The sequence below is a fragment of the Lysinibacillus sp. genome (genome assembly GCF_032093475.1).
Classification (GTDB): Bacteria; Bacillota; Bacilli; order Bacillales_A; family Planococcaceae; genus Lysinibacillus; species Lysinibacillus irui.
Genome location: NZ_DAMDAY010000019.1, coordinates 14,413 through 29,466, shown reverse-complemented (window position 1 = coordinate 29,466; position 15,054 = coordinate 14,413). Strand labels below are relative to the sequence as shown.

The 15,054-nt window shown below is 36.4% G+C and carries 11 protein-coding genes; 8 read left to right on the top strand and 3 right to left on the bottom strand.

Translation table 11 applies throughout. The features are described from left to right. Window positions 1-632: 632 nt before the first annotated feature. Window positions 633-1,901, top strand: a complete 1,269-nt coding sequence (locus tag RT445_RS06655; protein ID WP_274794138.1) for an L-lactate MFS transporter — start codon at window positions 633-635, stop codon at window positions 1,899-1,901. A gap of 260 nt (window positions 1,902-2,161) precedes the next feature. Next, entirely contained in the window at window positions 2,162-2,854 is a 693-nt protein-coding gene (locus RT445_RS06650) for an AIM24 family protein (RefSeq protein ID WP_274794137.1), read from the top strand. 41 nt (window positions 2,855-2,895) lie between these two features. On the opposite strand, the gene RT445_RS06645 is transcribed toward RT445_RS06650, so the two are convergent. Further along, window positions 2,896-4,146: a BaiN/RdsA family NAD(P)/FAD-dependent oxidoreductase gene (locus tag RT445_RS06645; protein ID WP_274794136.1), complete on the bottom strand. Its 1,251-nt coding sequence runs from the start codon at window positions 4,144-4,146 to the stop codon at window positions 2,896-2,898. Between the two features lie 289 nt (window positions 4,147-4,435). Between RT445_RS06645 and asnB the strand changes: the two genes are divergently transcribed. The 4 genes from asnB (at window position 4,436) to RT445_RS06625 (ending at window position 10,560) form a co-directional block, all read left to right on the top strand. Then, on the top strand, window positions 4,436-6,286 hold the full coding sequence (gene asnB, locus RT445_RS06640) for an asparagine synthase (glutamine-hydrolyzing) (RefSeq protein WP_274794135.1): 1,851 nt from the start codon (window positions 4,436-4,438) through the stop codon (window positions 6,284-6,286). Window positions 6,287-6,550: 264 nt separating this feature from the next. Beyond that, window positions 6,551-8,164 carry a putative polysaccharide biosynthesis protein gene (locus RT445_RS06635; protein WP_274794134.1) on the top strand — a complete coding sequence of 538 codons (1,614 nt, stop codon included), beginning with the start codon at window positions 6,551-6,553 and terminating at the stop codon, window positions 8,162-8,164. 10 nt (window positions 8,165-8,174) lie between these two features. Then, a complete protein-coding gene (locus tag RT445_RS06630) occupies window positions 8,175-8,888 on the top strand; it encodes a pseudouridine synthase (RefSeq protein WP_274794133.1) in 714 nt (237 codons plus the stop codon). Between the two features lie 160 nt (window positions 8,889-9,048). Further along, the gene (locus tag RT445_RS06625) at window positions 9,049-10,560 is read left to right on the top strand and encodes a diguanylate cyclase domain-containing protein (protein WP_312506623.1); all 1,512 of its coding nucleotides are present in this window, start codon (window positions 9,049-9,051) and stop codon (window positions 10,558-10,560) included. 103 nt (window positions 10,561-10,663) lie between these two features. Here the strand turns inward: RT445_RS06625 and RT445_RS06620 are convergent, their stop codons facing one another. Continuing rightward, complete coding sequence (locus RT445_RS06620; protein WP_274794131.1) at window positions 10,664-11,833, bottom strand: MDR family MFS transporter; 1,170 nt, start codon at window positions 11,831-11,833, stop codon at window positions 10,664-10,666. A 292-nt stretch (window positions 11,834-12,125) separates the two neighbouring features. Continuing rightward, on the bottom strand, window positions 12,126-12,347 hold the full coding sequence (locus RT445_RS06615) for a DeoR family transcriptional regulator (protein ID WP_049667439.1): 222 nt from the start codon (window positions 12,345-12,347) through the stop codon (window positions 12,126-12,128). Between the two features lie 357 nt (window positions 12,348-12,704). Here RT445_RS06615 and pepV point away from each other — a divergent pair, with 357 nt between their 5' ends. Continuing rightward, window positions 12,705-14,111: a dipeptidase PepV gene (gene pepV, locus RT445_RS06610; RefSeq protein WP_312506621.1), complete on the top strand. Its 1,407-nt coding sequence runs from the start codon at window positions 12,705-12,707 to the stop codon at window positions 14,109-14,111. Between the two features lie 27 nt (window positions 14,112-14,138). Then, complete coding sequence (dat, locus tag RT445_RS06605) at window positions 14,139-14,990, top strand: D-amino-acid transaminase (RefSeq protein ID WP_312506620.1); 852 nt, start codon at window positions 14,139-14,141, stop codon at window positions 14,988-14,990. The last annotated feature ends 64 nt before the right edge of the window (window positions 14,991-15,054 follow it).

The following is a 15,054-nucleotide window of genomic DNA, read 5'->3' as shown; positions in this document are numbered from 1 at the left end:
CAAGCAATTTATGCTAGTTAGTAGAGGAAAGCATTAGATTTACAGTAAGGAAAATATATATTTGAATAATAAAATGAAGGAGGTATTTATAATATTTTGCGAAATATACACCCAATGTATTGTTTATAAAGATAATTTTTGTAAGTTTAAGTAAAAAACAAGCTCCTTTTGAATTTTCTATCCTTTTTTTAAGCGCGTAAATTTCGTTTGTTTTGGCCAAAAAATTCTGTTTTATTTTGAAAATTTCTACATTATATTAATTTAATATGCAGAAGAATATAAATGTTTGTTAATAGAATATGACTAGAGATAGAAGACGTATACACTTAGTGAATGTGATAATATACACAAAATTTATTATTTTAATATAATTTATGGTTATTCTGATAATAGAGTAGAAAAGTAATAATAGCTAAATGGTGTCGTATTTTTTGTAGAATAATCCTCGTTCTACTTAGAGACTGTAAGGTTTGTATGCAGGAGAACGATAATGAAAAAACAAAATACTTTTTGGAGAAATAATATTTTTTCAAAAAACCACTTGCATTTGAATAATTCTAAGTGGTAAATTGTTTTACATGGACGTTCATAGAATTTTCACAGGTAGCAAAAGAGGGGAGAAATGAGAATTTATGAATAAAAATAGATGGTTAATTGCATTATCTGCAATCGCTATTCACCTTTCCATCGGTGGAGCCTATGCATACAGTGTATACAAGCTACCGATTGTCACGGAAATGGGATGGAGTGAAACAAAGGTAACGGTTGCCTTTACTATTATGATGGGGCTTGCTGGTTTTTCAGCAGCATTATTTGGTAGCTTAGTAGAAAAAATGGGGCCACGTAAATCGGCAATGGTAGCAGCTGTCTTATTTGGAGCAGGACAAGCTGGTGCTGGTGTAGCGATTTCAATGGATTCTGTTGTGATGTATTGGTTAACTTATGGTGTACTTAGTGGATTAGGTATGGGGATTGGTTACATTGCACCTGTATCAACACTTGTAAAATGGTTCCCAGATCGCCGTGGCCTTGCAACAGGTATGGCCGTACTTGGATTTGGTTCTGGGGCACTAATTACAGCACCGGTTGCAGCCAACTTAATGGAGGCAGTCGGTATTTCTACAACATACTTTATTTTAGGGGCAAGTTATTTCACGTTAATGATTTTAGGGGCTTCATATATAGCGCCGCCTAAGCCTGGTTATATGCCAGCTAATATGAAGGCAGCTGCCGATAATGGCAAAGAAGTTGTTAAAAAAGATTTAGCAGTTATGTCAGCACGTGAAGCTGTCAAAACAAAGCATTTCTGGATGTTATGGTCAATGCACTTAGTCAATGTAACAGCGGGAATTATGATGATATCTGTAGCTTCGCCTATGGCACAGGAAATTGTCGGTTTATCTGTTGCAGGTGCTGCAGCAATGGTAGGAATCATGGGGTTATTTAATGGTGGTGGCCGTTTAATTTGGGCTGCTGTATCGGATTATATCGGTCGTTCAAACGTATTCGTTATTTTCTTTATAGCGCAATTAATTACATTTATCGTTTTACCACATACAACGAACGTGATAATTTTCCAAGCACTTATCTTCTTAGTGGTTAGTTGCTACGGTGGTGGATTCTCAAATTTACCTGCGTTTGCAAGTGATTTATTTGGTACAAAACAATTAGGTGTTATCCATGGCTATTTATTAACAACTTGGTCATTGGGTGGTATTTTTGGACCGTTGTTAGTAAGTACAATTAAAAACGCTTATGGAAGCTATATTCCAGTATTCTATGTATTCGCTGGATTAATTGCTGCTTCGTTAATTATTTCAATAACACTACGTGCAGATGTACGTAAACGAACAGCTTTAAAAGCAGCACAAGATGTTGGAGACGTCTCTGCAACACAATAATTTGAACTACTATATAGGTGTCATTTCGCACATGGCACTTATATAGTATTTTTTTGCAGTGAGTGTTATATAACAATCGTTATTTCTTCGTTTAATGTATAACAGTCCACAAAGGATGTCAATAACATTACTGGAAATAACGTGATTTCGTTATTAAAAGAGAAAATTTGTAACGAAACACGGGATAAGGAACAAACAGTTAAAATTTGAATCTTTTCTCAAAGAAAAACGTATATAAGGTAATTAGGGAGGGATTCATTATGGGGAAATTTTCTTTAGATGAATTTATTAATAAAACACAACAGGATGACAATGAAAATGATTATTTCGAATTGGAAACGGAACGTGTATTAGAGGTTAATTTAAACGGAGAAGTATGGTCGAAAATGGGCGCCATGATCTCCTATACTGGAGACATTAAATTTGAACGTGAGCGTGTTTTAGAGCATGGGCTTGGCAAGATGTTTAAAAAGGCGTTAACAGGTGAAGGAACGCAATTAATGAAAGCTAGCGGAAAGGGCAGATTATACTTAGCGGACCAAGGAAAGAAAGTAACGGTCTTTGATTTGAAAAACGACAGTATTTGTGTAAATGGGAATGATTTACTGGCCTTTGAACCTAGCATCAACTGGGATATCCGTTTAATGCGTAAAATGGCTGGCATCATGTCAGGCGGTTTATTTAATGTAACATTACAAGGTACAGGAAAAGTAGCGATTACAACACATTTTGAACCATTGACGTTATTAGTGAAACCAGGTGAAACTGTCTATACTGATCCACATGCTACTGTTGCTTGGTCAGGCAGTCTAACACCTGAATTTAAAACGGATATCAGCTTCCGTACCTTTATCGGTCGTGGTAGTGGTGAATCTATCCAGATGGCGTTTTCAGGTGAGGGCTTTGTTATTATCCAGCCGTTTGAAGAAGTTTATATGTCTAGTGAAAGCTAAAAAAGGCGTGTCCATTTTTCTCGGACACGCTTTTTCTTCTATTATAAAGCCGCATTCATTCCTGCAATACGTCCTGTTACGAGGGCGGAGGTGATATTATAGCCTCCTGTATAGCCATGAATATCAAGAATTTCCCCACAGAAGAACAATCCTTCTTTTTTCTTAGAAGCCATTGTTTTCGGCTCGATTTCTTTTACGGAGACACCACCGCCTGTAACAAAGGCTTTATCAAGTGACTGTGTGCCGTTCACTGTCAATGTGAAGTTCACTAGTAAACGTGCTAGCTGACGGATTTTATCTTGGGATAATTCGGCACCTGTCAATTGGACATCGATATTTGCTCGTTCACATAAAAATAATAGCCAACGTTCAGGGGCAATGCCCTTCCAAACATTTTTCACTGCCTTTTTTGGATCTTCCTTGATTAGCCTATTTAAATATTGCAAACATGTTTCCTCATTATAATCAACTAGTGTTTGTATACGCATGGTCACTGGCTCATAGCCTGTTTTCATTAATTCTTTGACAACAAATTGACTACAGCGTAAAACAGCAGGACCACTTAAGCCAAAATGGGTGAAGAGCATATCCATTTGATGTGTAACGAGCACCTTACCCTTTTTGTTTAACACAGATACAGCCACATCACGTAATGCTAGCCCCTGAAGCTCACGCGCTTGTATAAAATCCTCTTTTGAAATAACGGGGACTTCAGTTGGAAATAATGTTGTAATTGTATGGCCAGCCCGTTCTGCCCATGGATAGCCGTCTCCTGTTGAACCTGTTTGTGGGACAGCCTTACCACCAACAGCCACAACGACTGCTTGGCTACGAACTTCTGAGCCATCAGCAAGACGTACACCAAGAATTTTTTCCTCATCCATAACAAGCTTACTAACGGCTGTGTGTAAACGAACCTCGACATGGAGATGTTGAAGCTGCCTAATCAACGCATCGACAACATCTTGTGCACGATTTGACACAGGGAACATTCTGCCATGATCCTCTTCCTTCAGTGCCACACCAAGCCCTTCAAAAAATGTAATAATATCTTCATTATTATAAACGGTAAACGGGCTATAGAGAAAACGACCATTACCAGGTATATGCTTTACGATTTCTTCGACAGGCAAACGATTTGTAACATTACAGCGTCCACCGCCAGAAATGGCTAATTTTTTGCCAAGTTTCGCTCCTTTTTCTAACAATAAAACTTTCTTTTTACGCTCTCCAGCAGCAATTGCCGCCATTAAACCAGATGGGCCACCACCGATCACGATTACATCATACATAGTTAGAAACTCACTTTCTGTTCAATTTAGGAATCTTTCCTATTATACATGAAGTCTATATAGAGAGAGGGGGCTTGTTTGACATTGAAAATAATAGAAAAGTGTTTTATAATTCTTTATCTCATCTTTCATGATGAACACTATTTATAGTAGAATGAAACACAATAATCTTTGTTATTCAATTATAACGATGAAAGTTTTCCTTTATTAGCATTGTCAGCATGAAATGAATGTCTTTTCGTGCTATTATGGTAAAGGTTATGCACTAAATTATGAGGTGAAAAATAGAATGTGCGGATTTATAGGGTATATTAATGGAACAAATGTGATTGATCATCATCAAACAATAGAAAATATGATGAATACAATTATTCACCGCGGACCGGATAGCGGCGGTATTCATAGTGACGATAAAGTAACGTTAGGTTTCCGTCGATTAAGTATTATTGACTTATCAGACGTAGCGAATCAACCATTATATAGTGAAGACGGCAATATCGTGCTTGTATTTAATGGAGAGATTTTTAACTTCCAAGAGCTGCGTGCAGATTTAATTGAAAAAGGTCATACTTTTAAAACACAATCAGATAGTGAAGTTATTATTTATGGTTATGTAGAATATGGCGTAGATTTTGTGAAAAAATTACGTGGGATGTTTGCCTTCTGTATTTGGGATAAAAAGAATGATTTACAATTTATCGCTCGTGATGGCTTTGGTATTAAACCATTGTACTACTCTGAGCATACAACAGATGGTACATTTATTTTCGGTTCTGAAATTAAATCGTTTTTACCACATCCTTCTTTTATAAAAGAATTAAATAAACAGGCATTACGCCCGTATTTAACATTCCAGTATTCATCTATGGATGAAACATTCTTTAAAGGTGTCTTTAAATTACCACCAGCACACTATATGCTGATTCAAAATGGTCAAAAGCAAATCGTTCAATATTGGGATAAAAAATTCCATGCAAAAGAAGCACCGATAGAAAAATATATTGAAGATATTCGTTCCACTGTGAAAGAGTCTGTAGAGGCTCATAAAATTAGTGATGTAAAGGTTGGTTCATTCCTGTCAGGTGGTATTGACTCTAGTTATATAACGTCTTTATTACGCCCAGATAAATCCTTCTCAGTTGGATTTGCTGACTATGAAGATATGTTCAATGAAACAAACCTTGCAAAAGATTTATCAGATACGTTAAATATTCAAAATGAACGTAGATACATTACGGCAGATGAGTGCTTTGAAGCACTTCCTAAAATTCAATGGCATATGGACGAGCCACAATCTAATCCATCTTCAGTACCACTTTACTTCCTTTCGGAGCTTGCTTCAAAAGATGTAACAGTTGTCCTATCAGGTGAAGGCGCTGATGAAATTTTTGGTGGCTATGCTTGGTATCAAAATTCAGGAAGAATGCAAAAATACGAAAAACTACCATTAGGTCTTCGTAAAACATTACGCGGAATGGCAGAAGCTTTACCGAAAAATCAATATACGAACTTCCTTATTAAAGGTGCCCAAACAGTAGAAGAACGTTTTATTGGGGAAGCAGTAGTTTGGGATGAAGTAGATGCCATCAATGTTCTAAAGCCTGCTTATAAAAATGCCCCATCTGTCAAATCGATTACAAAACGTATTTATGATGAAGTCCCTGGTGATGACGATGTGACAAAAATGCAGTACCTAGATCTAAACCTTTGGATGCCAGGTGACATATTATTAAAGGCAGATAAAATGAGTATGGCACATTCGATCGAATTACGTGTACCATTTTTAGATAAGGAAGTTATGGAATTAGCGAAAGATATTCCATCTAGATACCGTGTCAATGATATTGATACAAAGTATGTGTTACGTCAAGCTGCACATCAAGAGTTACCAGAAGAATGGGCAAAACGTCCAAAACTTGGATTCCCAGTGCCAATTCGTCACTGGTTACGTGAAGAAAAGTATTACAACATGGTAAAAGAAATGTTTACAACTGACTTTGCGAATGAATTCTTTGATACAAAACAATTAGTAGGCTATTTAGATGAGCACTATGAAGGAAAAGCAAATCGTGGTCGCTATATTTGGACAGCTTATGTATTCCTAGTATGGTACAAAAAGTTCTTCGTGGACATGGTATAAAGAAATATTCAAATCGGTGGGGATTTTCTACATCCTCACCGATTATTTTAAGGCCTTTTTTCATCAAGTTTCTTTATGAATGAACTTTTTGGTGTTTTTATGCGTCTCATTTCCTATAAATGTGGTAAGATTACAATTGGTTTACTTAAATCATTTACAAGGTGACAGCGTTTGCATGTCGTGTTTGAGTAAGGAAAATGTTTTATAAGAGCCTTTAAAGTGTTACGATATTAATATTGATTTTACAATGAATGGATGGGTATGATGTCCAATTTAATGAAAGGTACTGCGATATTAACAATGGGGATGTTTTTATCGAAGGTCCTCGGATTAATTTATATTTTTCCGTTTTATGCAATTGTGGGTGAGAAGAACATCGCACTTTATCAATATGCATATATCCCTTATTCTATCATGTTGGCAATAGCCATTTCAGGTGCGCCAATCGCGGTTTCTAAGTTCGTTTCCAAGTATAATGCAATGGGAGATTATCAATCAGGTCGCAAGCTAATGAAATCGGGCATCCTCATTATGATGGTGACAGGCTTCGCGGCATTTATTGCACTCTTTCTTCTTGCAACGCCAATAGCAGGGCTGGTCATTAAGAGTGAGGAACAGGTCTTTACAGTCGAACAAATTGCTTCAGTCATACGTTGGGTCAGCTTTGCTTTAATTGTAGTCCCATTTATGAGTCTATGGCGTGGCTTTTTCCAAGGCTATGACAAAATGGAGCCTACTGCAGTTTCACAATTAGTAGAACAAATTGTGCGAATTGTTGTGTTACTGGGTGGTTCCTTCCTAGTAGTCATTGTGTTCAAAGGTAAACCAGAGACAGCGATTTCCTTTGCTGTATTTGCTGCCTTTATTGGAGCAATTGGTGGATTAGGTGTTTTGTATTATTACTGGAAAAAGTATCAGCCAGAATTCAATCTACTACGTAGTCAAAGTGTAACGTCCACACAGCTGCCTATGTCTAATATTTACAAAGAGGTCATTACCTACTCCATACCAATGGTGTTTGTTGGGGTAGCCAATCCTTTATTCCAATTAGTCGACATGCTCACGTTTAATGGAGCGATGACATCGATTGGTTTAGCTGAGGTGACTGATACGTATTTATCAATGATCAACTTTATGACACATAAGGTTGTAATCATTCCCGTTATGCTAGCAACAGGGTTTTCCATGGCGCTTGTCCCGACCATTACTAAGTATTACACTCAGGGCGAGTATTTATCACTACGTCATGCAATGGATAAAACCTATCAAATTTTAATTTTTATTACATTGCCAGCAGTGGTAGGGATTTCTCTATTAGCAAATGAAATTTACTTTATGCTTTATTCGGAAAGTGAAATGGGTGCAACCATTTTAGCTCATTATGCACCGGTTGCCATTTTATTTGCTTTATTCCAAGTAACTGCTGCCTTGTTACAAGGGATCGATTTTCAAAAGTGGATTGTTTTCAGCTTATTATCAGGGATTTTCGTCAAGCTTGCATTAAATATCCCATTAATCCGCTGGCTGGAGGCAGATGGTGCTATTGTAGCAACGGCTATTGGTTATAGCGTATCAATTATTATCAATATCCTTGTGTTACGAAAAACATTAAATTATCGATCAGAAATGGTTGTTCGTCGTGTTATGTTAATTGCTTTATTAACAATGGCAATGGCCATTAGCGTATTGATTGTGCATAAATTATTGGAATTATTAATGGGGCCAGTTGATAGTAAATTCTCAGCATTACTATTTTCTATTGTTTGTGCCGGAGTCGGTGCAGCTGTCTATGGCTTTTTATCACTCCGTTTAGGTTTAGCACAAAAGCTATTGGGTGAACGATTGACTCGTATTACGAGTAAACTGGGTATAAAATAGGAGTGGTACAATGCGTTTAGATAAATTACTAGCAAATATGGGGTACGGTTCACGTAAGGAAGTGAAGCAGCTATTAAAGCAAAAAGCTGTCACAGTGGATGGTGCTTATGTGAAAGATGCAGCATTACACGTAGACCCTGAACAGCAGAATGTGTCGGTGTTTGGAGAACGCGTCGTGTACACAGAGTTTGTCTATTTTATGATGAATAAACCACCTGGTGTTATTTCTGCCACAGAAGATTTAAGAGATGAAACAGTTATTGATTTATTAGAACCATTACACCAGCATTTTCAGCCATTCCCAGTAGGCCGTTTAGATAAAGATACGGAGGGTTTGCTGTTATTAACAAATGATGGTATCTTAGCTCATAACTTATTGTCTCCGAAAAAACACGTACCAAAAGTTTATTACGCACAGATTGATGGCGTAGTGACGGAAGAGGATGCAGAGAAGTTTGCTCATGGAGTGGAATTAGATGATGGCTATATAACAAAGCCAGGAAAGCTTGTAATCTTAAAATCTGCGCAGCAATCAGAAATTGAGCTAACGATACAGGAAGGCAAATTTCATCAAGTAAAGCGAATGTTCGAGACGGTAGGTAAACGAGTAACGTACTTAAAGCGTTTATCCATGGGGAATCTAAAATTAGATGATAACCTAGCGTTAGGTGAATATCGCGAGTTGACATCAGAAGAGCTTGAGAGCTTACAAAACAATCATTAACCAATTCCTCGATGCTAATATAGCATCGGGGATTTTTATATACAGTATAAGAACAGTAACTGTATAATATGAAATGAGTTATGGTGATATAGTCATGGAACTTATCATTTCTCTAAATGTTTCCAAAATATGATAGTGTAAATAAGTAGAGGACAAAAAAATGAAGAACCTGCGTATTAAATTATTACTATCTTTAATAGCTTTTGCAGTTATACTCGTAGCTGTCATTTCATATGTAAACAGACAAATACTAGTGGCGGATATAGAAAAGCAAGTAGCCATGAATAAAGTGTTAATTGAAAATCATATTCTGACAGATATGCAAACAATTGATAATGCTCATTTCTATTTTGATAAAAATATGTCGGAGAAAATGGAGCAGGAACTTAGAAATTTAAAAAATTATTACCGTGAAAACCCTAATATTACTACTTGGGATTTACAAGAAATGAAAAATAAACATGGGATGGATATTTACATAGTAGATCAATCCAACAAAGTCACTTACTCGACATTTGCAAAAGATATTGGCTTGGATTTTTCGCGTTGCTGTCAACGTTTCTCTGCTTTATTGGATGAGCGACGCGCTAGCGGTGAGTTTTATTCAGATGGAATTGATATTTCAACGACGACAGGGGAATACCGAAAATTTGGCTATTTAGCAACACATGATAAAAAATATTTGCTGGAGCTAGGTATCGATTTATTGAATGATCCGGTCTTTCAAACCTTTAATTTTGAGAAAACCGCCGATTACTTAATTGCTAAATATAAAGATTTAGTAGAAGTGCAAACTATTAACGCTGGTGGAGTTTTCTTTGATAATTCAAGAACAAAGCGGAACAACGTGCAAGATCATTCCGAACAATTTCAAAAATATTTTGAGCTAGCCAAGAAAAAAATGGAGCCAGTTGAATATCAAACCTTAGATCATAGTTATATAGAAACACATCTTTTTTTGCCTTATGAAGCAGAGACAGTGAGAGGAGAGTCCTCAAAAAGAGTGGTTTATGTAAAATTTGTAAATTTTACTAAAATTGAAGCACTCCAAAAAAATACACAACAATTTTGGATTTTACTAACCATTGCTTTACTAACTTCCTTTATTATGTTATTAGTTATTAATAAAATTTTATCTAAAACAATCCACTTGGCGACCTTTGATCCGTTAACAGGTGTTTATAATCGTGCTACTTATATACGGAAGATTGACAATTTATTAAGAAAAAGAAAAATGAATGTGCCCGGTTTATTGTTAATTGATTTAGATAATTTTAAGCAAGTGAATGATCAATATGGGCATGTAGAAGGGGATCATATCCTGATTGAAACAGCCTTGATTTTAAAGCGTGTAGTGAAAAACAACGGTTTTGTTGTGAGATTCGGTGGAGATGAATTTGCCATTGTCTTGTACGATACAACAGAACAACATATGCAGCAAATTGCAGAGGGTATTTTGACTCAAATAAGAACCGTTCAATATGAGGGACGGACAAGTGAAAAATGGTCTGTCTTATCTGTGAGTATGGGGGGTTCCCTTTATCTTGCTGAAGATACAGAAATGAGCTTATTTGAAAGGGCTGATAAGGCGCTCTATCAATCTAAAAATGCTGGTAAAGATCAATATTCTAGTTATCAAGAAGTCGCTGCGGACAACCAATATAAAATTTAAAAAAACGCTCCATTCTCATTGATAGCCAGATTGGTTATTTTTAAGAAATGGAGCGTTTGTTTTAATTCAGCAAATGTCGCTATATCGAAAGAGATGCTTGCTATTAATGGGTTGTTGTTTTTGATCTGTAAAAGATACAGCTACATAATACAAGAATGGCGATGACAGCAAACATAGCATTCATATAATGAGTTAATAGCCAACCACCTATGATTGGACCAATGAAGCCTCCTAAATTTTTAAATTGTGCTGCGCCAAGATAAGTAGCTTTTTGGGTATCAGGCGCAATTTCATCAATCATGACATTCATCGTTGGGAAGGCAAATATTTCACCAATGGTAAAAATAATCATAGCGATAATATAAAGCGTATAGTTATTGGAGAAACCGAACAAAAAGAGTCCAAGTGCAAAGAACAGGATTCCCACTAACAATGTTGAGGATGATGAAAAACGCTCTGACACAATACTAATCGGTAATTGTAATAATAAGACGACTGCCGCATTGAGTGAGATTAATAGAGAATAAAGCTTCGCACCATCGTCTATTTTTAGTTCAATAATTTGCGGTAATGTAGAATCAAATTGGGAGTATCCAATATTGATTAAGATCGCACCAAAAATAAAGCTAAGTAGGACACGATTTGTTAAAAGGATTGTGAATGTACTTAGAATTTTTGTTTGAGCGACAGCTTTTGGTTGCTGCATTTGATAACGATTTAACACGAAAAATAAAAATACAGCGTAAATAATATACATAATACCTGTCAGCATAAAAGGGATGCTTGGACTGGATAGCTGTGAAATGTATACACCGATTATTGGTCCAATGACAGCGGCAATATTAATGGCTGTGTAACGTAATGAAAATAGTCTTTTTCGTTTATCAGCAGGTGTAAAATCAATCATTAATGCTTGTGTGGATGGTTCAAAAAATGAACGGCAAAGACCATTCAAAGCATTGAATAGTACAAAAAGCCAAACAGCATGAACGGTTGCGAAGCCAAAGAATACAAGACTCCAAACGACGATTGTTAGGAGAATAACACTTTTTCTACCGAAGCGGTCTGTTAAATAACCACCAAAAAAACCACCAACAGTAGAAATAAGCGGGGCAATACCAATCGTTAACCCGATTTGTAAAGGGGAGGCTTCAATTTCATTATGTAGATAAATAGCTAAAAAGGGCATTGCCATAAAGCTTGCAATACGAGTGAAGATTGTTCCACCTAAAATAATCCAAACTAATGGATGAAACAACGTAGAAAATTTCATTTAAAATCCTCCTCTCAACATTTAGAATGTTTCGAGTTTAACGGATTGTTAAGCAACTGTAAATAGTCAAAATACTTTTGATGAAGAACGGGGGTAACATTTTATAAAGATAATAAAGTGAAGTGTCTAATTCAAACAACTAATCGAATGGATTGAAAATAAGATTCTTTAACCAATAATTCCACTCTTCAACAACTCACAAAAATCTATTAACCTTTTAAAGACAAAAAAGAATGACCCCGACGAAAGGCCATTCTTTTCCAAACAAATGCTTTACGTACAAAACGTAAAACTAAGACGTCAATTTTACTTTTTTCTTCGTCGTTGTCCATTTGCCTCGACTTGGACTCATCACCAAATCGTTAAAGGCTAACACGTTCAAATCTCTTTGAACGGTGCGAGGAGTGATACTAAACTCTTCGACTAAATCCTGTGTAGACACGGTTCCTTTGTCTAAAATAAACATGTACACGTCTTTAATACGATTAAGCATTCGATCAGTAGTTGGTTTCATTAAATGAACCACTCCTTCATCTTAATTCTCTTGGCAAAGACTAGCGGACGACAATATGTGCGGAGTGCACTTAGGCTAATAAGTAGCTGCCTTAGACATCCCCTTTTCTAATTTTATATTCAGAACAATAATTCTGATAACTTTATTATATAGAAAAACTACTTAATTTTCTAGTGAATGCAAGAGAAATTTACATTTTAAACATAAAATTTATACTGTATTTTGTGGGAATACGTGAAAAACATGCTATATGTGGTAGTGTAAGTAGAAGTTACTGAAAATAGTTGTCAGAAAGCTGATTGTCATATATGTTGTAAGGTGTAGAATAATGTTAATACGTTGAAGGAGGAACATGGTATGGATTGGTTACAGGCTGCAAAAGAAAGGCAAGATGAATTAATACAAGATTTACAGGAGCTTGTGCGAATTAATAGTATTCTCGACGAGAATACAATAACTACTGAAGTACCTTTTGGAGATGGTCCACTTCAAGCACTTGAATGGTTACTAGCAAAAGGTCAGAATGAAGGTTTGCAAACGAAAAATGTTGATAATTATGCTGGACATATTGAAATGGGTACAGGAGAGGAACTATTAGGTATATTATGTCATGTGGATGTTGTCCCGATCGGAGATGAAGCCGATTGGACATACCCTCCATTCAGTGGCACAGTAGCAGATGGTAAATTATATGCTCGTGGTGCGATTGACGATAAAGGCCCTACTATTGCGGCATGGATGGCCATGAAACTTGTGAAAGATGCAGGTATTCCTTTAGAAAAAAGAGTACGAATGATTATTGGTACGGATGAAGAAACAGGATTCCGCTGTGTCGACCACTATTTCAAAAAGGAGGAAATGCCGACAATTGGTTTTGCACCAGATGCGGATTTCCCGCTCATTAATGCTGAAAAAGGCATTGCTGAGCTTGTGTTCTCTCAAAATAAAATGGGTGATGCAATGAAAGAACAGCTACTACTATTTAATGCTGGAAAGCGCCCAAATATGGTACCTGATTTTGCTAAAGCTACACTTCAGCACGTCTCAGCACGACTCGAACAGAATTTTCAAACATTTTTAAGCAAAAATCAGCTAGAAGGCTCTTTATTAATGGAGGACTCTCGCTATATAATAACTATCAAAGGTAAAGCAGCACATGCAATGGAGCCAGAAAAAGGTGTCAATGCAGCTGTTTATCTTGCAACATTTTTACAGCAAGAATTGACGACAGAAGCAAGTAAACAATTTGTCGACTTTATCGCAGATGTTTTTTATCAGGATCATTATGGGCATCAGCTTGATTTACAATTTGAGGATGCAATGTCGGGTCAGACAACATTAAATCCAGGAATCGTAAGCTATGATGTCAATAAAGGTGGCAGTTTAGTAATCAGTATGCGCTATTCTGTGTCTTATCCATTTGATGAAAAAATAACAACTGCACAACGCTTAACTGTTGAAAAAGGGTTTTCTCTAGATATTCAGGACGACTCAAAGCCACATTATGTTAGCGAAGATGATCCATTTATTCAAACATTGGCTTCTATTTATAGACGTCAAACAGGTGATACAGAAACACCTCTATTATCAACAGGTGGTGGGACATATGCACGTGTGATGAAAAAAGGAGTAGCATTCGGGATGTTATTCCCAGGAGAGCCAGATGTAGCGCATCGTGCGGATGAGTTTGTTGTGGTTGAAAACCTTGTTAAAGCAGCGGCAATATATGCTGAAGCGATTGTTGAACTTGCAGGAAAAAAATAACTCAAAGACGAAAAGGATGAATGAAATATGGCATATTCATTATGGAATGATCAAATTGTTGAAGAAGGATCGATTGCAGTATCGCCAGAAGACAGAGGCTATCAGTTCGGTGATGGAATTTATGAAGTAATTAAAGTTTATAACGGAAACATGTTTACAGCACAAGAACATATTGATCGTTTCTATGCGAGCGCCGAAAAAATTCGTCTTGTTATTCCTTATACAAAAGACGTTTTACACAAATTACTACATGAGCTAATTGAAAAAAATAATCTAGATACAGGACATGTATATTTCCAGATCACTCGTGGTGCAAACTCACGTAATCATGTGTTCCCAGATGCAAGTGTTCCAGCTGTTTTAACTGGAAATGTTAAAGCGGGTGAGCGTGCATATGAAAACTTTGAAAAAGGGGTAAAGGCCACTTTTGTAGAGGATATTCGTTGGTTACGTTGCGATATCAAATCTCTTAACTTACTAGGGGCAGTATTAGCGAAACAAGAGGCTGCTGAAAAGGGCTGCTATGAAGCGATTTTACACCGTGGTGATATTGTCACAGAATGCTCATCAGCCAATGTTTATGGTATTAAAGATGGTAAGCTTTATACACATCCAGCAAATAACTTTATTTTAAATGGAATTACACGCCAAGTGATTTTAAAATGTGCAGAGGAAATTAATTTACCTGTTATTGAAGAACCGATGACAAAGGCAGATTTATTAACTATGGATGAAATCATTGTATCCTCCGTATCTTCTGAAGTTACACCTGTTATTGATGTTGATGGCAACCAGATTGGTGCGGGAGTTCCAGGTGAGTGGACTCGTCAACTACAGCAAGCATTTGAGGCGAAATTACCGATTTCTGTAAATAAATAATAAAATAAAACGTTTAAGAGAACTATCGATAAGGGTAGTTCTTTTTTTATGGATGTAATGTTGG